The following is a 19872-nucleotide window of genomic DNA, read 5'->3' as shown; positions in this document are numbered from 1 at the left end:
AATGTATTAAAAAATAATTAAAAAAGTAATTATTTTCTTTTTAATCCTTCGTAGATTGCTGCTTGAAGACCGTGGAATTTAACCATTCCTACAATTTCTCTCTGGTCCATTTCTTTGTTTTCGAATGAAACCATGTCTTCGTTATAGATTGCGTCTTTGCTTTCTCTTCCAACGATTCTCATTGAACCTTTGTAGAGTTTTGCAATTACTTTTCCGTTCATTCTTGTTTGTGTTTTATCAACAAACGCATCTAAATCGTGTCTTAATGGTTCGTGCCAGAGTCCTTTGTAGATTAAATCTGCGTATTTTGAATCAACCATTTCTTTGAACACGATTTCTTCTCTTGTTAAAACGAGCTGTTCGAGTGCTTTGTGCGCAGTTATCAAAAGCATTGCACCGGGGCATTCGTAGTTTTCTCTTGATTTCAATCCTAAAACTCTGTCTTCAACGATATCTACTCTACCAACACCGTTTCTTCCAGCAATTTCGTTTGCTTTTCTTATTAATGAAACTGGTGCTAATGAATCCCCATTAATTGCTACAGGAACTCCTTCTGCAAATTCAATTTCTACGTATTCTTCTTTGTCTTGTGCATCTGTTGGGTCAACAGTCCATGCAAAACATTCTTTTGGGGTTTCATTCATAGGGTTTTCTAAAAGTCCGCCTTCAATGCTTCTTCCCCATAAGTTTTCATCAATACTGAATGGTTTTTCCAAGTTTACTGGAACTGGAATTCCTTTTTCTTTTGCATATTCTATTTCTTCAGTTCTTGTAAGGTTTAAATCCCTGATTGGTGCTACAATTTCAATTTCTGGTGTTTTTGCTCTCATTACTGATTCAAATCTGAACTGGTCGTTTCCTTTTCCAGTACATCCGTGTGAAATTGCGCTTGCTCCAACTTCTTCTGCAAGTTCTGCAATTTTTATAGCAATTAAAGGTCTTGCAAGAGCTGTTGATAATGGGTATCCTTCATAGAGTGCATTTGCCTTAATAGCTCTGAAAATGTAGTCTTTTGCAAACTCTTCTTTTGCATCGATTGTGTAGTGTTTTAATACACCGAATTTTTTTGCTTTTTCTTCTGGTTCTATTAAATCTTCTTCAGGCTGGCCTACGTCAACTGCTACTGAAATTACCTTGTAATCGTATTTGTCTTCGAGTAATTTTAAACAGCAGCTCGTGTCAAGCCCTCCAGAATATGCCAAAACTGCAATTTTTTCTTGCATTGGAATCACCTGTGTTTTATTTTTCCGTTTTTTAGTTTAACTGTAAAATTAACTGTAAAAAATTGTAATCTAAAATTTATTCAATATATTATCTAAATAGTTATAAACTTTATTGTAAAAATTAATGTGAAAATAAATTTAGATTATTGGAGTTCACTTTTAAGAAGGTCTGCAACTGCAAAACTTGGAGTTGCAAGAGATACGTCTTTTCCATATTTCTTTGCGACAGATATTACTTCAAAATCTGTCAATGCATCTTTTAAAACTTTTTCTCCAAGTCCGGTTATTACAACTTTTTTAAGGCCGTGTTTTTCTGCAACTGTTTTTACATTTTTTAAAATTAATTCGTTCCACAATCCATAATAGGTTTTTGCGATGTTTTCTGCGTCAATTTCTGAAATCTGATTAAGATCAGAACATAAAACTTTTGAAATCCTGACCAAACTGCTTCTTTTATCTGTTCCTTTGCCGTCTGGTGTGTCGCAAGTGTATTCTTCAGGAGTTACTTTTTCTAAAACTACCGAAATATCCGCAGTTATTGCAAAATATTCTGAAGAAACGTTTGTAGTGACTCCTTTAAACGATATTGTATTTCCAAGGTGTGAAATTGGAGTTCTAAGTGTTCCAACATATAATAATTCCTGATTCATGAGCCTTTCAAGGTCTGTTTTTTCCGCAACTACTTCTCCATTCACAATAGGAATAATATCTGTGGTTGTTGAGCCCATATCTACTAAAATACAGTTTTTTTCAATATTTTTTGAAACCCATTTTGCAGTTCCACACCAGTTTGATGCAGAAACTTTCATGTAATTTGTTTTTGCCTCGTTTAGAGAAATGAAATTTCCATCGCTATCAAAAACAGATATATTTTTACCGAAAGCATATTCTGCAGCAGTTAGTATATTATCTACGCCTTCTTTTTTTGTTTCATAAGAATCTGCAAGTTCTGCGGTTGTAACGAGTGCTACGTGAGATATATCTTTTGAATATGTCTTTAAAACTTCTGCTAATTTATCGTTGTTCTTCCACATTGGAAAATAAAGGTGGTGAACTTTAAATTCGCCGTTTTCGTGGAGTTCTGTTATTTTTGTATTTGCTCCGCCAATATCTATTCCTAAAATCATTTTCACACCATATTTAAATAAAAAATCATTTTTTAAAAGATAAGTTTAATTATAGATAATCACAATATTATTTAAAGTTAATTTGATTAAATAAACGTTATGTGAAAGTATGAATGACAATCCTGCCTCGAATAAAATTTTTAACGAAGTTTCAGGCATTTACAAACAATATTTTGAATATGCCATAAAGGTAAGAAAATGGCTTGAAATTCCAGATGATTTGCCGCATCGAGAGATTGGTTACGGGATGATGAAAAAAGTAGACAATAGAAACATGTCTTTCAATACTGAAGGCGAATATTTATCTTGGGTTTTAAAAGAATCCCCATTTCACCTTTATAAATCACTTTCATACGTGGAACACCCAGATTTGGTTGGAGGCGCCGCAAAAAAAGGATTGTTTAAACGAGAAGTTGCATTCGATATTGATACTCATAAAACTGAAAAGTGTACCCATGATGATTCTTGGATTTGCGAAGAGTGTCTAAGCGAAGCTAAAAATCAGGTTTTAATTTTAATTGAAGACTTTTTATTTCCCGATTTTGGACTCTCAGAAAAAGATTTAAGAATAGTATTTACGGGAAACAGGGGGTACCACGTATATTTAAAACCCGAAGATACGGAAATCCTCGAAAAAATAGAACACTGGGGAAAAAACGAAAGAAGATACTTTATTGAATACATTTTAGGAAAAAACCTGAATTTAAGGAATATGGGAAGCCGCTGGAAAGATATTTTGATAAGGGAATTTAAAAAAAATAAAATTGCGACAAAAAAGTTTGAAAAAACGTCAGACTGGAAAAGCGAAATCGATAATAGGAAAGATAATGTTAGACGTGAAATCTATGAAACAATCGGTAAATTAAAAAGCCGGCTCGAACTCGATGAAAAAGTTATGGATGACGATATCAGGCTTCTTAGGACTATCGGGTCGCTTCACGGGTATACTGGGCTGATGGTAAAAGAAATAACATATCATTCTCTAAAAAGTGGGCAGTTTGACCCGTTAAATCAGGGCGTATTTTCTAAATTCCATAAAATAATGTACAATGTGAATATAAAACAAGAAATTGACCCATTAACCCTTAAAGGAGATACTTTTGACCATAAGTCTACAGAAATTCCTGCAAGCTATCTTTTATTTTTATTTGGACACGGAATCGACTTTGAAATTTTAGAATAACTTTTATTTTTTTAAAAAGTTAAAACAGTAAATTTAAATTTACAAATTAATTTACCTAAAATAAAAAATGGTAGCCCAGCGCGGATTCGAACCGCGGTCCCAGGTTCCAAAGACCTAGATGATTGGCCACTACACTACTGGGCTTCTTTAACAGTTGCACTAATTAGATTGGAATTAAGGTATATAAAGTTTTCGGTGAAATCTATTTTTTTAAAAAGCGTTTAAAAAATTAATCTAACCATGTTATTATCTTTATTTTTAAAAACAAGTTTTATCTTTCGATTAAATAATCTTTAGAAAGTTAGACTTCTTTTTATAAAAAATTAATTAAAAAATATGAAAGATACCAAAAAGTTTATATAGTGTTTTCGAGTTAGTTGATATGCAAATTGTATGGACATCTGTGCTTCAGTGGCTCAGCCTGGTAGAGCGCCTGCTTGGTAAGCAGGAGGCCGCGGGTTCAAACCCCGCCTGAAGCTCGTTTTTTATTTTGGAAAAATATATTTATATATCTAAATATTTTTATTAAAATTTCACAAATTCTCCAAAGAATCCATTTTTAGAAAGTATTTCTTTATCTTTAGAGTTTAACGACTGTTTTTTTAAAGGAGGAATTGCTGAAGCACTTTTCGCATAAATTGCCCCTTTTTTCTTTTTCGAACCCAAAAATTTTCCTGCGTCTCCATCAATAATTATTGTTCCAGATATCATGTCAGATGCAGTAAAATCTCCCGTATTTCCATTTATAATTACAGTTCCGCCCCGTAATACTGATCCAGTATTTTTTCCAGCTTTTCCATTAACGATAACAGTTCCATTTTTCATCAATATTCCTGTACTCAAATCCACATTTCCATTTACTGTAATTTTTGACCCATTTTCAAGTCTGGCACCAATAGTATCCCGAATTATGCCATCATTTAAAATTAACTCGTTATTTTTAAAAACGTTTGGTTTTAAAACTTTTTCATCCTGTTTTGATTCTAATAATTCCGTAATTGAAATATATTTTTTATACCCTGAAATATCACTTTCAACTTCGATAATATTTCCAATAGGCTCTTTTGCACTGAATTTTTCATTTAAATAAACCGTTCCAGAAACCATACTTATTCCAAACCTGGTATCGATGTTTCCATCGACAATAACGGTTCCAGTTTGAATTTTACCGCCAGTTCCACCAAAATACTTTAAATCAGCACCCATTGAACTACAAAACCTGTGTCCTACATCTCCTTTGATATAAACTACATTTTCAGGATTTTTTATATGCTTCACAAGATTTTCATAAGATATTCCATTCTGTACCTCGCTTTTAATATCAAAATTACTCTGCCATATAAAATTATACGTAAAATCAAGAACACAATCTTTAGACTCTGTTAAAGTAATTTTCAAAACATTTTTATCCGTAAAATAATCCCTAATTGTTTTTTTCTTCTTTTTAAATATCCCAAAGACCATAAAAGCACCTCCCAAAAAACATCAATAATATAAATTCCCGTTTAAAATATTAAAATAGTTTTTTGACATTTAATCCCAAACATTTAATTAAATTTTTGATTGAACAACTTTATATAGTATGATAACAGAGTAATTGTGTGGGTAATGTCCCACAATGCATATAATTCCCCCCATATAATCCTATTGAAAACTTTAAAATCGGTATTAATCCAAAAAACATGATTTTAAATGTATGTTTAACAGAACTAAAATCTAAATAAATATTCTTCTAAATTGACTATTTTACCATTGTATATTTTTATCCCCTCGTTTTCCAAAATTTTAATCTTTTTTTCAGTTCCGGTTACATAGCCTCCAACTGCACCGTTGGAATTTACGACCCTGTGGCATGGAACCGTTAAAACGTTTGGATTGTTTTTCATTGCGTTTCCAACGGCCCTGTAAGCGTTTGTATTTAGGGCTTGGGCGATTAATTTATAAGTTGTGACCTTTCCACGTGGAATCTGCTTTAAAAGTTCGTAGCACTGTTCGTTAAATGTTTTCATAGATATACTTTGATTTTAATCTATAAAAATAATTTCTAAAAAGAAAATAACAAATGTAAATGTAAAAACTATAAAAAAAGTATTTTAGTTTTCTTTTGGATATGCTGGAAGCTTGTGGATTGAAATATCAAGTCCTGCTCTTTCTTCGTCTTCTCTAACTCTTAAACCACCAGTAACTACTCCAACGAGTTTTCCCAAAACAAATCCTGCACTTGTACCGTAAACTGCACATATCACTACTGCAATTATCTGGTTCACGAGGCTGATTCCACCAACACCGCCAAATGCAGTCATTCCAAATATTCCTGCTAAAATTGCACCGAGAGCTCCAGAAGTCGCGTGAACTGGAATTACACCACATACATCGTCGAGTCCTAATTTTTCAACAAATTTGAAGATTAATGGAACCTGGGAACCTGCAATAAATCCAATTATCAAAGCTCCAAGTGGGCTTACAATATCCGTTCCTGCACAGATTGCAACAGTTCCTGCGAGAAGTCCGTTTGCTGTATATAACACATCGTTTTTAGAGAATAAACATCCTCCAAGACCTCCGCCTGCCATTGCAAGCGTTGTTGTTGCACATACTAATCCTGAAATATCACTCAATGCAAGCGAACTTCCAACGTTAAATCCATACCAGCCAAATGCAAGAATGTATGCACCAAGAATTGACATTGGAATGTTGTGTCCAGGAATTGTTATCGCTTTTTTGTCTACAAATCTTCCGACCCTTGGGCCGATTGCTGCAATTAAACCAAGTGCTAAAAATCCACCGACTCCGTGAACCATCAAACTTCCTGCATAATCGTGGAATGGGATTATTCCTGCACCCCATGGGCCCAAATACACGAAAAATGGATACAATAACGCTGTTATCACGATTGAAATCATTATATATGATTTAAATTTAATTCTTTCTGCAATTCCGCCTGCAACGATGGTTGCTGCGGTTGCTGCAAATACAAGCCCTAAAAACCAGTTTGCAAGTTCTAAACCATTATTTGAAAGAAAAGGAGTTGCACTTGCAATTTTTCCCCACCATGAAATAAATTCCGCAGGATTTATCGTTCTTGCAATTACTGAACCGACTAAAAGCCAGGAAATACATCCGATGATCCAGTCGCCCATGTTCTTCATCATCGCGTTGTTCACGTTCTTTTCTCGAACCTGACCGCCTTCGAGCATCGCAAATCCGAGGTGCATTATAAATATAAAAGCACCGGTAAAAATTAAAAACATTACATCGCTTGAGTTTGCAAGCGCATTTAACGCATCCATAATATTTGTAGGGTCATTAAATAACTCTGCTGTCACCATATTACGCACCATTAAAATTTAATAAATTTATATTGCTTGTGGTCCCCTTTCACCCGTTCTTACCCGGTAAACGTCTTCAACAGGGATTAAAAAGATTTTTCCATCCCCTGGCTTTCCAGTGTATGCATTTTCTGCAATTATTTTTATTACAGAATCTACGTCTTTTTCATTGACTACAAGCTCTAACTTGACTTTTTGGAGCAGTTCGACCACGTGTTCGGTTCCGCGGTATTTTTCAACCACTCCTCCTTGAATGCCCCTTCCTTTTACCTCAGTTATTGTTAAACTAACATAACCGCTTTTGTAAAGGGCGTTTTTAACAAGACCTAACCTTTCCATTCTTATTATTACTTCTAACTTCTTCATTATTGCACCAATTGATAACCAAACCAATAAAATGAAATTTAGGATTAAAAATGTATAATTTAAGGAAAACCACTACCTTAAAAAATGTATGATATAGGAACCGGAATTCTTATTCTTATTAAAAATAAAACTGATATAAATAGTCCTATCAAAATAGATAAATTTGAATATTTAAAAAAAGAGATTAAGAATTTATTAATGTTATATTTTAATTTTCTCCAGGATATGCCGGAAGTTTATGTTCTGCAAGGTCAAGACCTGTTTTTTCTTCTTCAGGAGTAACCCTAAGTCCTTTTGTAACTATTCCAGTTACTTTTCCAAGTATATATCCAAGCGAAGTTCCGTAAACTGCACAGATTGCAACTGCAATTATCTGCTGAACTAAACTTACTCCACCAAGACCCCCAAATGCAGTCATTCCAAAGATACCTGTTAATATTGCTCCAATTGACCCTGCTACAGCGTGAACTGGAACTACACCACATACATCATCAAATCCTAATTTTTCAACGAGTTTGAATGTAAAAGGTACCTGTGCACCGGCAATTAATCCGATAAATAGTGCTGCCATTGGGCTTACAACGTCAGTTCCCGCACAGATTGCAACAATTCCGGCTAAAAGGCCGTTTGCAGTATATAACACATCGTTTTTAGAGAATAAAAATCCAGAAAGTCCACCGCCCGCCATTGCAAGCGTTGTTGTTGCACATACTAATCCAGAAATATCTGCAAGTGCAAGTGAACTTCCTACGTTAAATCCGTACCACCCAACTGCAAGCGCAAATGCTCCAAAAACAGCCATGGGGATGTTGTGTCCTGGAATTGAAATTGGTTTTCCATCAACAAATCTTCCAACCCTTGGGCCGATTGCTGCAATTAAACCAAGTGCTAAAAATCCACCGACCCCGTGAACCATCAAACTTCCTGCATAATCGTGGAATGGGATTATTCCTGCACCCCATGGTCCAAGGTACAAAAAGAACGGATATAATAACGCTGTTATCATGATTGAAATCAAGATATATGCGCTGAATTTCATCCTTTCTGCAATTCCCCCTGCAACGATGGTTGCTGCGGTTGCTGCGAATACAAGCCCGTAAAACCAGTTTGCAAGTTCTATTCCACTATCAAATGTAAATGGTGATGCACTGAAAATTTTTCCCCACCAAACAAGAAAATCTGCAGGATTAAGTGTTGTTGCAATTAATGACCCGACTAAAAGCCAGGAAATACATCCGATGATCCAGTCGCCCATGTTCTTCATCATTGCGTTGTTCACGTTCTTTTCTCGAACCTGGCCGCCTTCAAGCATCGCAAATCCCCACTGCATTAAAAATACAAATGCACCCATGATTACAAGAAACATTACATCGCTTGAGTTTGCAAGCGCGTTCAATCCCGCCATAATGTTTGATGGATCACTAAACAAATCTACTGTTGCCATTTTTATCGCACCCCTTTAATTAAATAGCTTTTTTTCCGTTTTCATTTGTTCTGATTCTAATTGTTTCTTCAACAGGAATTACGAAGATTTTTCCATCCCCTGGCTTTCCAGTGTATGCATTTTCAGAAATAATTTTTACAACTGCATCTAAATCTTCATCGTTAATTACAAGCTCTAATTTAATTTTAGGAAGTAAATCTACAAGATACTCGTTTCCACGGTATTTTTCAATAATTCCGCCCTGAACACCCCTTCCTTTAACCCCTGTTAACGTTAAACTGATAAATCCATCTTCTGAAAGGGCTTTTTTTACAATATCGGCCCTTTCTACCCGAACAATTGCTTCTATTTTTTTCATAGTGACACCAACCAAAATTTAAGATAGCTAACAAAATAGATATGTTAAAAATATTTACAATAGATTCCGGTATTCTCAAAATTTTAAGGAATCGGAATGCCTTTTCCGAAAAATAAATTACAAAAACTAATATAAATAGTCCTAATAATATAGATAAATTTGAATATTTAAAAAAAAGAATAAAAAAAGATTACTGGAATTAAATGGCGTCTTTTCCTGACTCGTTTGTTCTGATTCTGATTGCATCTTCAACAGGAATTACGAAGATTTTTCCGTCTCCAGGTTTTCCGGTTATCGCGTTTTCAGTAATAATTTTAATTATTTTTTCAACATCGCCATCGTTAGAAACAATCTCAATTTTAACTTTAGGAAGTAAATCTACAAGATACTCGTTTCCACGGTACCTTTCGATGATTCCGCCCTGAACCCCTCTTCCTTTTACTTCCGTTAGCGTTAAACTGATGAATCCTTCTTCTGAAAGAGCATTCTTAACCGCCAAGAGTCTTTCGGGTCTGAATATTGCTTCAATTTTTCTCATGATAACACCGCCAAAATAGTAAATAATTCTAACGCTTTGAAAAATATATTTTGAAAAATATATAATGTTATCTATTTTTCGTAGAAAAAAAAGTAAAAAGTTAGTTTTCGTCAGGGTAAGCTGGTAATTTGTGTTCTGCAAGGTCGAGACCCATTTTTTCTTCTTCTTCAGTAACTCTGAGTCCACCAGTGAATCCACCAACTAATTTTCCTAATCCGAATCCTAATCCTGTACCGTATACTACTGTTAATCCTGCTGCAATAAGCTGGTTTATCAAGCTTACTCCACCAGCACCACCGAGAGCTGCCATTCCAAAGATACCTGTCATGATACCTCCCAAAAGACCTGCCGTACCGTGTACTGGAACTACACCACATACATCATCAAGTCCTAATTTTTCAACGACTTTGTAGACGATTGGTACCTGAATTCCTGCAAGAAGACCGATTACTAATGCTCCTACAGGGCTTACAACATCAGTTCCTGAACAGATTGCAACTAAACCTGCAACAAGACCATTTGCTGTGAATAATACATCATCTTTTGAAGCGAGGAGTGCTCCAATACCTCCACCTGCCATTGCAAGTGTTGTTGTTGCACATACTAATCCTGAGATATCTCCAAGTGCAAGTGAACTTCCTACGTTAAATCCGTACCATCCGATTGCTAAAACGAATGCCCCGAATACTGACATTGGAATGTTGTGTCCTGGAATTGAAATTGGTTTTTTGTTAATGAATTTTCCAATCCTTGGTCCGAGAGCGATAATTGCCCCGAGTGCTAAGAAACCACCAAGGCCGTGTACAATGAAACTTCCAGCGTAATCATTGAATGGAATCATTCCTGAACCCCAAGGTCCGAGGTAAACAAACAATGGGTAAAGCACTGCGGTTATTACTATTGACATTAATAAATATGATTTGAATTTAATCCTTTCTGCAACACCACCAGATACGATTGTAGCTGCAGTTGCTGCGAATACCAGTCCAAAGAACCAGTTTGCTAATTCTATTCCATTATCTGCAAAGTTTGTTGTGAAGATTTGTCCCCACCAGCTGAAGAAGTCTGCTGGAACAAGTGACACTGCAAGAACTCCCCCTATAAAGAGCCATGAAACTGCTCCAATTAACCAGTCTGCCATGTTTTTCATCATTACGTTGTTAACGTTTTTCTTTCTGACCTGACCGCCTTCAAGAAGTGCAAATCCAAGTTGCATTGCAAACACAAGTACTCCCATCAATACTAAAAACATTACATCTCCAGAAGTTGCCAATGTACTGAGCCCTGTTACGATGTTTGTTGGGTCAGCAAATAAATCTGCTGTTGCCATAATTTTCACCTGATTTTATTTTTAATTTAAATAGCTTTTAATCCTGATTCTCCGGTTCTGATTCTTATCGCATCTTCAACAGGAATTATAAAGATTTTTCCATCTCCCGGTTTTCCAGTTTCTGCGTTTTCACGGATGATTGTTATTATTTCTTCGATGTCCTTGTCATCAACGACCATTTCAATTTTAACTTTTGGAAGTAGGTCTACCACGTATTCAGTTCCCCTGTATCGTTCAGTGATTCCTCCCTGAACTCCTCTTCCTTTTACTTCAGAAATCGTTAGGCTTAAAAAGCCATTTTCAGAAAGAATGCCTTTTACGATATCCAATCTTTCTATTCTGATTATAGCTTCGATTTTTTTCATTTAAACACCCCTTCGTGTCTTCGATATTTTTTAAAATTGGTAAAGTGATAATCATGATTTACGTATGTGAAATTTCGATTTTTATAGGACATTTAATATTTTGTAAATAGGGGTATATTACCTTATTTTTCAATAAGGTAATGTCGGTTATTTGGTTTTTAATGGTTTTTTGGCTATTTTAAAGTTAATGGTGCGATATAGTGATTTGGTTGGTGCGTTTCGGAAGGAACCGGAATTCCTTTTCCGATGATAATACATGAGTTATCCTAATATATAAAGATAATTTAAATCTAAAAATTTAAATCTTTTTTAATCCAAATAGTCCGATAAAGGGATATATTTTGCGAATAAAAGAAGAATTTATGAAGTTTAAAAAATTAAAAAAAGAAAGTTATTCTTTTACAACCATTGTACCAACGCCATCTTCGGTGAAAATTTCCAAAAGAACTGCGTGAGGGGTTTTTCCATTTACAATGTGCACGCTTTGAACCCCTTTATTTAGTGCATTCATACAAGCTTCAATTTTTGGAATCATTCCGCCAGTAATCAGCCCTTTTTCAATCATGTCTTCTATTTGTGAAATAGTTAGTTTCCTGTGGAGCGTTGTAGGGTCATTTATGTCATCCATAATACCATCGACATCCGTAACCATTATAAGTTTTTCTGCGTTCATTGCACCTGCAATATCCCCTGCTGCAATGTCTGCGTTTAAATTAAGGTCGTTTCCCTGATTATCAACACCAATCGGAGAAATTACTGGAATGTATCTTTTCTCAACCAATATATCTATTAATTTAGTATCCACGTGTTCGACTTCACCGACCATCCCAAGATCAATTTCAATTTTTTGACTGTCTTTCATCAAATATTGAATTTTTTTCTTTGCTTTAATTAATTGGCCAGATTTTCCAGAAAGACCAACAGCTTTTCCACCGTATCTTTCCAATTTTGAAACGATATCTCCATTTATTTTACCAATGAGAACCATTTTTACTATTTCAAGTGTTTCTTCATCAGTTACACGAAGTCCGTGTATAAATTCTGGAGTTTTTCCCATTTTTTCCATTGCACGGTTGATTTCAGGGCCCCCTCCGTGTACTACTATCGGGTTTATGCCAACATATTTCAAAAGCACGAGGTCTTTTGCGATCCAGTTCTTCGCCTGCTCGTTTACCATCGCATGGCCGCCGTACTTAATTAAAATCTTCTGTTCGTGGAATTTACAGATGTAAGGCAGGGCTTCAATTAAAATTTCAGCTTTAGTGTATTCTTCCATGTGTACCCGCTCACCAAAATATTTAAATATTGTTTTTTCATATTCTATATGATTTAATATTTATACATTTTTTAATCCATGCGGAGGTGCAGATTATGGAAGAAGAAAGAATATATACAATTCCTTTGAGAGACGTAACAAACAAAAGCCCTACAACAAAAAGAGCTCCAAGAGCTATAAGGGCTATTAGGGAGTTCTTAAAGAAACACATGAAGTCAGACGTTGTAAAACTTGACAATTCAATAAACGAAAAAGTCTGGGAAAGAAGCTTAAACAAAATCCCTGCTAAAGTTAGAGTTAAAGTAGTAAAAGAAGGAGATGTTGTTAAAGCAACATTAGTAGAATAATCTACCTGCTTCTTTCTTTAGAAACACTGTGGTACTATGATAATGAAAACATACTTTTCTGGAGTGTCCACACTAGGAGTACATTCACTCGCAACTGAAGATTATGGGTTTTTTCCTCTTTCAGTTGATCAAAAAACGATGGAACGTATGAAAGAAGTACTCGACATTCCTGCAACTCAATTAAACATTTCAAACAGCTCTTTAATAGGCTCCTTATGTGTTGGAAACTCCAACGGACTTTTAGTACCTGACATAACGACTGAAAAAGAAGTTGAATTAATTAAAATGTTTTTAAAAGAAAACAGTCTGGATGTTAATTTAGAAAGACTTAAAGCTAAAAACACGGCATTTGGTAACTTAATATTAACTAACAATAAAGGATGCATAATTTCGGAAGAATTATCCAGATTTAGAAAAACTATCGAAGATGTTTTAGACGTAGAATCCGGAGTAGGAAACTATGCTGAACTCCCGACAGTTGGTTCAAATGGAGTTGCAACCGATAAAGGATGCCTGGTTCACCCACTAACTGATGAATTAGAATTAGAATGGATTCAAAACATTTTAAGAGTGGACTACGTTGAAAGGGGCACTGCAAATAGGGGTGTAACTTCAGTTGGCGCGTGCATTCTAGCAAACTCTAAGGGGGCTGTTGTCGGAGGCGACACGTCAGGTCCTGAAATCTTGAAAATTGAAGAAGCTCTAGATTTAATAGATTAATAATTTTTGGTGATAATATGGCAAAAATCATAAGAATAAAAGGAGAAATCCTTGGAAAAGACGAACCAATGGTATTCACAAAAGAATACAATGTTTTAAAAGAAGATGACGCTTTAGAAACCATGTACTCAGAAATGGGTAGTAAACATGCTGTAAAAAGAGCATACATCAATGTTTTAGAAGTTTCTGAAATCTCAGAAGAAGACGTTCAAAGTCCTATTTTGAAAAAAACCCTTGAAATGTACTAATTACTTTACTTTTTTTATATATTGTTTTAATTTCAATTGAAAGTATTTTATATAATTTAAACAGGATATTGTTTTACGATTATAACTTTTTTCAGGTGATTTTATGTCTGAAGAACAAATACAGTTTAACGCTAAAAAAGGAAAATGGTACGTCTCTAAAAAAATCAAAATTGATGAAAACACATCCAACGAAGAAATTGCCAGAGTTTTAGCTTCGATTGAAGAAACACTTTCTACAAAAATAAAAGATTTTTTGCCGTTTGATATGGAAAAACTTGAAAAAATTGCAGATGCAATATACGAAAAGAAAAAAGGAAGAGTTAGCGAAGAAGATATTTCGGGCGCTTTAGCAAAATTAAAATCTCCAGGAATTACAAAAAAATTAGGAACAATTGATGAAACAAAAGAAGGAAAAGAAATTTTAAAAAGACTTCTTACAGAGATTGTTTTAGAAAGACTTGGAATAACTTCAAAAATTGAAGCTAAAATGATTGAAAAATATATTGAAAAATCAAAGGCTAAATAAACCTTTAAAACTAAAATAAAACTCTTTTTTTCGAAATTTAAAAAAAATTTAAAAAAGTTATTTAATTATTGGAATTCTTTAATGATTTTTCCAATTAATTTGATGCTGGTTTCTTTGTTTGGTCCGATTGGGGATCCAGCAACAACTTGGGTTACACCCATTGCTTCTAAGCCTTTAACTTTTTCTACAACTTCTTCAGGTGTACCGTATAATGCAAATCCTTCTAACATTGCTTCGTCAACGTTTCCGAATGCTGCACCGAAGTTTCCTTCTTTTAATCCTGCTCTGATTGCATCAACTTTAGCAGGGTCAATTCCGTGTCTTTCTAAGATCATAGGAGGTGAACCAGCAGCGATGAATGCTACAACTGGGATAGCTGCTTGTTTAGCTTTGTCTGCTTTTTTGTCTACTGACATGCATGCGTATGCTGCAACGTCAATTTCTGACATACTTCTTCCTGCTGCTTCTGCTCCTTTTTTAATTAAAGGAACTGCTGCTTCGAAGTCTTTTGGGTTTGAAGCGTTAATTAAAACACCGTCAGCAATTGATCCTGCGGTTTCTAACATTTTTGGGCCTTGTGCTCCCATGTAAATTGGAACTTTTCCTGAAGGTTTAACTGCAAGTTGTGCACCTTCTGCTAATCTTTTTCCGGACATTAAAGCTTTCATGTCATCGATTGCTTTGATGATTGTTCCAACTGGTTTTGTCCATTCAATACCTAATGCGTCGAATGTTGCTTTGTCTCCAGGGCCGATACCGAATGTAGCTCTACCACCAGATAATTCGTCTAATGTAGCCATTGCGGATGCTGCGATTGCAGGGCTTCTTACGTAGGGGTTAGTAACACCAGGACCTAATTTAATCTTGTTTGTTGCTGCTGCAAGGTTTCCTAAGGTCATGTATACGTTTCTGTTGTTGTAGTGGTCTGTAATCCAGCAGAATTCAAATCCATTGTCTTCTGCCATTTTAACGTAGTATGCTAGTTTGGTTATTGGTTCGTTTGGAACAAATTCGATACCAAATTTCATTCTGCCACCTTCCTATTTCTAGAGTTTTAATATAACAAGTATAATTACTAATCAGCAATATAATGTACTTTCTATTCTCAATAAATAGAAAATTATATATATTAAAGGATTTCCAGCGAATTTTCGACCAATTAATAAAGGGATTATCCCAATTAAAGTAGTAATTAGCCATGCTCAATTTTATATACGAAAAAGCCCAAGTGGAACTTAGAAATTATCCGGTGATTTAATGGATTTAACGTCTTTTAAGGAAAAAGAAATCTCAAAAAAAGACTGTCTTGAGTTGTTTGAAGATACTGAAAACTTTTTCGAAATATTAAAAACCGCAGATTCTCTTAGGAATGATATTGTCGGAGATACCGTCACTTTTGTAAATAACACCAATATTGAAACTACGAACGTGTGCACGATGGGATGCAAGTTCTGTGCATTCAGTGTTTCAAAAAACAGTCCCGAAGCTTTTAGGTTGAATTCCGACGAAATTGCTAAAAAAGCAGTTATTGCTAAAAAAGCTGGACTTACTGAAGTTACAATCCACGGTGGAATCCACCCTGACGTCGACACGCACTTTCAGGTTGAAACATTAAATAAAGTAAATAGCGAAACTTCAAAACTCGGTGGAATATATATCCACGCATATTCCCCACAGGAAATATTAAATGGTGCTGAAAACGCTGGAATTGATGTAAAAGAAGCCATAAAAATGTTGAGCGAAGCTGGTTTAAGAACAGTTCCTGGAACCGCTGCTGAGATATTGGATGACGAAGTGAGATCAGATATTTGCCCGCTAAAAATGCCTGTTAAAAAATGGGTAGATATTATAAAAACCGCACATAAAACAGGAATTAAAACAACGTCTACAATAATTTACGGCCATGTTGAAGAATATAAACATGTTGTAGACCACCTGTCAATTTTAAAAGAAATCCAGGAAGAAACTGGCGGATTTACTGAATTCATTCCACTTTCATATTTGCATGAAAATACTCCCCTCCATAAAGCTGGAAGAGTTAAAGATGGAGCGACCGGACTTTACGAGTTAAAACTCTACGCGGTTTCGAGAATTTTATTTAAAGACGTTATAAAAAACATTCAAGCGCCAAGAGTAAAAATTGGAACTAAATTGAGTCAGTTAATTCTAAAATCCGGTGCAAACGACCTTGGTGGAACTTTGGTTGAAGATAAAGTTTCAAAAGCTGCGGGAAGTATCTATGAAGATGCGAGCGTAGATGTAATGAGAAACGCCATTACAAGCATTGGAAGAATTCCAAAAGAAAGAACTACACTTTACGAAATAATTGAATAAAATCCCCCTATTTTTCGATTTTTTAATGATTTAGTCCCGAATTAGCGGTTAATATAATCGAAATATATAAATATTAAAAAATATTCTTGAGAATATTTATAGATCGATTGGTGATTTAATGGATTTGATGTCTTTTAAGGAAAAGGAAATCTCAGAAAAAGACTGCCTTGAATTATTTGAAGATACTGAAAACTTTTTTGATATATTAAAAACCGCAGATTCTCTTAGAAAAGATATTGTCGGGGATGCAGTTACTTACGTCGTTAATGCAAATATTAACTTTACAAATGTATGCAGCGGAACCTGTAAATTCTGTGCATTTAAAGCAGAACATGGCGATCCAAATGCGTTTTTTTTAAATCCTGATGAAGTTGCTAAAAAAGCACTTGAAGCAAGAAAAATTGGTGCTACCGAAGTATGCATTCAAGGTGGCCTTTTAAAAGAAATAGATACCTATTTTCAGGCTGAAATCCTAAAAAAAGTCAAAGAAATCACTGAACCATACGGAAAAATAGATGTGCATGCATTTTCCCCGATGGAAGTTAAATCTGCCGCAGAAAATGCAGGATTAAGTGTAAAGGAAGCTTTGAAAATTTTAAAAGAAAATGGATTAAACAGCATGCCCGGAACCGCTGCTGAGATATTAAATGATGAAATAAGGTCTGAAATCTGCCCTACAAAATTAAAAACTTCCGAATGGATTGACGTTGTAACAAATGCACACAAAACTGGCATTAAAACAACTTGTACAATGATGTACGGCCATATCGAAGAAAATAAACATCTTGCAGAACATATATCAATTTTAAGAAAAATTCAAAAAGAAACTGGCGGTTTTACAGAATTTGTGCCATTAACGTTTTTACACGAAAATGCGCCACTCTACCACATGGAAAAAGTAAAAAGCGGAGCTTCTGGAATGCTCGATTTAAAAGTTTACGCAATTTCAAGAATTTTCTTTAAAGACTACATTAAAAATATACAAACATCGTGGGTAAAATTGGGAACAAAATTAAGCCAAGTTTCGCTGAATTGCGGTGCAAACGATATCGGCGGAACATTGATGGAAGAAAACATCTCAAAAGCAGCGGGTGGAAGTTACGGAACTTACATGAGCGAGGAAAAATTAAAAGACATGATTTTAGCAGTTGGAAGAATTCCAAAACAGCGAAACACTGCTTACGAAATTATAGAATAAATATAAAATATTTTTTAATTTAATTTTTTTAACCTAAACTTACTTATTCTTTAAAATATTATTTTAAACTGTTTTTAAATCTTAAAAAATGTTACTTGTGAAACTATGGAAATAAAAAGAAGATACATGCTAAAAAAGAAGGAATTAAAAGAATTAAAAGACGAACTTGGAAATATTTTTGACGTTGAAAAAATAATTCCAAAAAAAGCAGTCGTTGAAAAAGCTGTAACAGAAGAAGGCGAAATAATCCTTTTAGATGGAACTCCTCTTGCAATGGTAGATAATGAGAGGATATTTCCAACACTCAAATTCCTTCTAAATATGGATATAGAAAACAATAGAGTTACTGTCGACATGGGTGCCGTAAAATTCATCGCGAACGGTGCAGACATCATGGCCCCAGGAATAGTCGAAGCTGACGAAAATATCAAAGAAGGAGACATTGTTTTTGTAGTTGATGTAACTCACAAAAAGCCGCTATCTGTTGGGGAAGCTTTGATGGATGGAAAAACAATGGTTGAAGAAAAAAAAGGAAAAGCAATTAAAACCATTCATTTTATTGGCGATGAAATCTGGAAAATGTAAAAAATAGATTGTTATGATAGAAATCATTGAAATAAGTGGAATAAAGATAAAAACGCACCCTAAAGTATATGTTCCTGCAGAAGACAGTGAACTTTTAATCGAAAATTTAGTTGATGTAAAAAATAAAACAGTCCTTGATGTTGGAACTGGAAGCGGAATTCAGGCAATAAATGCAGTAAAACAGGGTGCCTCAAAGGTCATCGGGATCGACATTAACCCTTACGCGGTGGAATGTGCGAAAATCAACTCAGAATTAAACAAAATCGATTCCAAAAAACTATTTTTTAAAACAAGCGACCTTTTTAGGAACATTGAAGGAAAATTTGACGTAATTTTATTCAATGCACCATACCTTCCAACATCAGATGAAGAAAAATTAGAAAAATACCTAAATTACGCATTCGATGGTGGAAAAGACGGAAGAGAAGTTTTGGATAAATTTTTAGACGAAGTATCTAACTATTTAAATGAAAAGGGAATCGTTCAAATACTTCAATCATCCCTTACAGGCGGGGACAAAACCATTGCAAAAATGGAAAATTTAGGATTTGTTGCCCAACAGACAGGGTCTTTAAAATTTTTATTTGAAGAATTACAGGTAATTACAGGTTGGAAAAAATGAAAGCTTTTGAAATTATAGAAATAATTGAAAAATTCGCTCCAAAAGAACTTGCAATACCGGGAGATAATATCGGGCTTCAGGTTGGACTGGACCTCGAAAAGAAAGTTGGAAAAATAGGAATTGCACTCGATCCTTCCTTAGAAGTTATAAAAAAAGCAGAACATGAGGATGTTGACTTTTTATTTACCCATCACCCGATTTTAAAAGATGGAATAAAAAATTTTACAGGTCCAATTTATAAAAAACTTAAAATACTGACTAATAATGAAATTCCCTTATACAGTGCCCATACAAACCTTGATATTTGTAAAAACGGACTTAATGACTGTCTAACAGAACTATATAACTTAAAAGATGTTAAAAATTTATATGAAAATGGACTTGGGCGAGTTGGAAATTTTAACGGGAATTTTGAAGATATTTTAAAAATTACGAAGGAAAATATATTTACTGTTCCAAAAACAGTTGTTTCTAAAAGTATATATAATAAAAAACAGTTGAAAGTAGCAGTTCTTTCAGGATACGGGCTTTCACAGGATTCTGTCAAATATGTATCAAATATTGCAGATGTTTACATTTCAGGAGATTTAACCCACCACTCAAAAATAATCGCGGAAGAATTAGACCTAACGGTTATCGATGGAACACACTACGGAACCGAAGTTTATGGTTTAAAATCATTTTTAAAATATTTAGAGAAGAATACTCACTGTAAACTCGTATCTTTAGACTTTTAAATACTAAATAATTATA

The 19872-nt window shown here is 34.5% G+C and carries 23 protein-coding genes and 2 tRNA genes; 11 read left to right on the top strand and 14 right to left on the bottom strand.

The window, feature by feature from the left end; all coding sequences use genetic code 11:
- Positions 1–29: 29 nt before the first annotated feature.
- Together ACS5L2_RS08775 and mfnF are read right to left on the bottom strand one after the other, a co-directional pair.
- Positions 30–1223: an argininosuccinate synthase gene (locus ACS5L2_RS08775; RefSeq protein WP_459201614.1), complete on the bottom strand. Its 1194-nt coding sequence runs from the start codon at positions 1221–1223 to the stop codon at positions 30–32.
- Positions 1224–1366: 143 nt separating this feature from the next.
- Positions 1367–2350 carry a (4-{4-[2-(gamma-L-glutamylamino)ethyl]phenoxymethyl}furan-2-yl)methanamine synthase gene (gene mfnF / locus ACS5L2_RS08770; RefSeq protein ID WP_459201613.1) on the bottom strand — a complete coding sequence of 328 codons (984 nt, stop codon included), beginning with the start codon at positions 2348–2350 and terminating at the stop codon, positions 1367–1369.
- Between the two features lie 109 nt (positions 2351–2459).
- Here mfnF and priS point away from each other — a divergent pair, with 109 nt between their 5' ends.
- Positions 2460–3533 (top strand): DNA primase catalytic subunit PriS, encoded by a 1074-nt coding sequence (gene priS / locus ACS5L2_RS08765; protein ID WP_459201612.1) that lies wholly within the window; start codon positions 2460–2462, stop codon positions 3531–3533.
- Between the two features lie 68 nt (positions 3534–3601).
- Here the strand turns inward: priS and ACS5L2_RS08760 are convergent.
- A tRNA-Gln gene (locus tag ACS5L2_RS08760) sits at positions 3602–3677 on the bottom strand.
- A gap of 261 nt (positions 3678–3938) precedes the next feature.
- Between ACS5L2_RS08760 and ACS5L2_RS08755 the strand changes: the two genes are divergently transcribed.
- A tRNA-Thr gene (locus ACS5L2_RS08755) sits at positions 3939–4012 on the top strand.
- A gap of 46 nt (positions 4013–4058) precedes the next feature.
- On the opposite strand, the gene ACS5L2_RS08750 is transcribed toward ACS5L2_RS08755, so the two are convergent.
- The 10 genes from ACS5L2_RS08750 to argB all read right to left on the bottom strand — a co-directional run bounded on the left by ACS5L2_RS08750 (position 4059) and on the right by argB (position 12539).
- Positions 4059–4997, bottom strand: a complete 939-nt coding sequence (locus tag ACS5L2_RS08750) for a hypothetical protein (protein WP_459201611.1) — start codon at positions 4995–4997, stop codon at positions 4059–4061.
- Positions 4998–5242: 245 nt separating this feature from the next.
- Complete coding sequence (locus tag ACS5L2_RS08745) at positions 5243–5542, bottom strand: MGMT family protein (protein WP_459201610.1); 300 nt, start codon at positions 5540–5542, stop codon at positions 5243–5245.
- A gap of 84 nt (positions 5543–5626) precedes the next feature.
- A complete protein-coding gene (locus ACS5L2_RS08740) occupies positions 5627–6862 on the bottom strand; it encodes an ammonium transporter (RefSeq protein ID WP_459201609.1) in 1236 nt (411 codons plus the stop codon).
- Between the two features lie 27 nt (positions 6863–6889).
- Entirely contained in the window at positions 6890–7228 is a 339-nt protein-coding gene (locus ACS5L2_RS08735; protein ID WP_459201608.1) for a P-II family nitrogen regulator, read from the bottom strand.
- Positions 7229–7436: 208 nt separating this feature from the next.
- Positions 7437–8672 carry an ammonium transporter gene (locus tag ACS5L2_RS08730; RefSeq protein ID WP_459201607.1) on the bottom strand — a complete coding sequence of 412 codons (1236 nt, stop codon included), beginning with the start codon at positions 8670–8672 and terminating at the stop codon, positions 7437–7439.
- A gap of 19 nt (positions 8673–8691) precedes the next feature.
- Entirely contained in the window at positions 8692–9030 is a 339-nt protein-coding gene (locus tag ACS5L2_RS08725) for a P-II family nitrogen regulator (RefSeq protein WP_459201606.1), read from the bottom strand.
- A gap of 199 nt (positions 9031–9229) precedes the next feature.
- Positions 9230–9568, bottom strand: a complete 339-nt coding sequence (locus ACS5L2_RS08720) for a P-II family nitrogen regulator (RefSeq protein ID WP_459201605.1) — start codon at positions 9566–9568, stop codon at positions 9230–9232.
- 100 nt (positions 9569–9668) lie between these two features.
- Positions 9669–10898, bottom strand: a complete 1230-nt coding sequence (locus ACS5L2_RS08715) for an ammonium transporter (RefSeq protein WP_459201604.1) — start codon at positions 10896–10898, stop codon at positions 9669–9671.
- 26 nt (positions 10899–10924) lie between these two features.
- The gene (locus tag ACS5L2_RS08710) at positions 10925–11263 is read right to left on the bottom strand and encodes a P-II family nitrogen regulator (RefSeq protein ID WP_459201603.1); all 339 of its coding nucleotides are present in this window, start codon (positions 11261–11263) and stop codon (positions 10925–10927) included.
- A gap of 391 nt (positions 11264–11654) precedes the next feature.
- Positions 11655–12539 carry an acetylglutamate kinase gene (argB, locus tag ACS5L2_RS08705; RefSeq protein ID WP_459201602.1) on the bottom strand — a complete coding sequence of 295 codons (885 nt, stop codon included), beginning with the start codon at positions 12537–12539 and terminating at the stop codon, positions 11655–11657.
- 95 nt (positions 12540–12634) lie between these two features.
- Between argB and ACS5L2_RS08700 the strand changes: the two genes are divergently transcribed.
- The 4 genes from ACS5L2_RS08700 (at position 12635) to ACS5L2_RS08685 (ending at position 14380) form a co-directional block, all read left to right on the top strand.
- On the top strand, positions 12635–12886 hold the full coding sequence (locus ACS5L2_RS08700) for a 50S ribosomal protein L31e (protein ID WP_012193657.1): 252 nt from the start codon (positions 12635–12637) through the stop codon (positions 12884–12886).
- A gap of 36 nt (positions 12887–12922) precedes the next feature.
- Entirely contained in the window at positions 12923–13606 is a 684-nt protein-coding gene (locus tag ACS5L2_RS08695; RefSeq protein ID WP_459201601.1) for a translation initiation factor IF-6, read from the top strand.
- A 17-nt stretch (positions 13607–13623) separates the two neighbouring features.
- Positions 13624–13854 carry a 50S ribosomal protein L18Ae gene (rpl18a, locus tag ACS5L2_RS08690; protein ID WP_459201600.1) on the top strand — a complete coding sequence of 77 codons (231 nt, stop codon included), beginning with the start codon at positions 13624–13626 and terminating at the stop codon, positions 13852–13854.
- Positions 13855–13957: 103 nt separating this feature from the next.
- On the top strand, positions 13958–14380 hold the full coding sequence (locus ACS5L2_RS08685) for a DUF2666 domain-containing protein (RefSeq protein WP_459201599.1): 423 nt from the start codon (positions 13958–13960) through the stop codon (positions 14378–14380).
- A gap of 65 nt (positions 14381–14445) precedes the next feature.
- Here the strand turns inward: ACS5L2_RS08685 and mer are convergent, their stop codons facing one another.
- Positions 14446–15408, bottom strand: coding sequence for a 5,10-methylenetetrahydromethanopterin reductase (mer, locus tag ACS5L2_RS08680; RefSeq protein ID WP_459201598.1), 963 nt, complete (start codon positions 15406–15408; stop codon positions 14446–14448).
- Positions 15409–15637: 229 nt separating this feature from the next.
- Here mer and cofH (ACS5L2_RS08675) point away from each other — a divergent pair, with 229 nt between their 5' ends.
- The 5 genes from cofH (ACS5L2_RS08675) (at position 15638) to ACS5L2_RS08655 (ending at position 19856) form a co-directional block, all read left to right on the top strand.
- Positions 15638–16714, top strand: a complete 1077-nt coding sequence (gene cofH / locus ACS5L2_RS08675; protein ID WP_459201597.1) for a 5-amino-6-(D-ribitylamino)uracil--L-tyrosine 4-hydroxyphenyl transferase CofH — start codon at positions 15638–15640, stop codon at positions 16712–16714.
- A gap of 118 nt (positions 16715–16832) precedes the next feature.
- A complete protein-coding gene (gene cofH, locus ACS5L2_RS08670; RefSeq protein WP_459201596.1) occupies positions 16833–17912 on the top strand; it encodes a 5-amino-6-(D-ribitylamino)uracil--L-tyrosine 4-hydroxyphenyl transferase CofH in 1080 nt (359 codons plus the stop codon).
- Positions 17913–18017: 105 nt separating this feature from the next.
- Positions 18018–18497: an RNA-binding protein gene (locus ACS5L2_RS08665; RefSeq protein WP_459201595.1), complete on the top strand. Its 480-nt coding sequence runs from the start codon at positions 18018–18020 to the stop codon at positions 18495–18497.
- A gap of 13 nt (positions 18498–18510) precedes the next feature.
- Positions 18511–19119: a HemK2/MTQ2 family protein methyltransferase gene (locus ACS5L2_RS08660; protein ID WP_459201594.1), complete on the top strand. Its 609-nt coding sequence runs from the start codon at positions 18511–18513 to the stop codon at positions 19117–19119.
- Positions 19116–19856, top strand: a complete 741-nt coding sequence (locus ACS5L2_RS08655; protein WP_459201593.1) for a Nif3-like dinuclear metal center hexameric protein — start codon at positions 19116–19118, stop codon at positions 19854–19856. Before ACS5L2_RS08660 ends, ACS5L2_RS08655 begins: the two co-directional genes overlap by 4 nt.
- Positions 19857–19872 lie beyond the last annotated feature (16 nt).

This window comes from Methanococcus mangrovi, from assembly GCF_054506835.1.
This window is presented reverse-complemented; position numbering and strand designations above follow the sequence as displayed.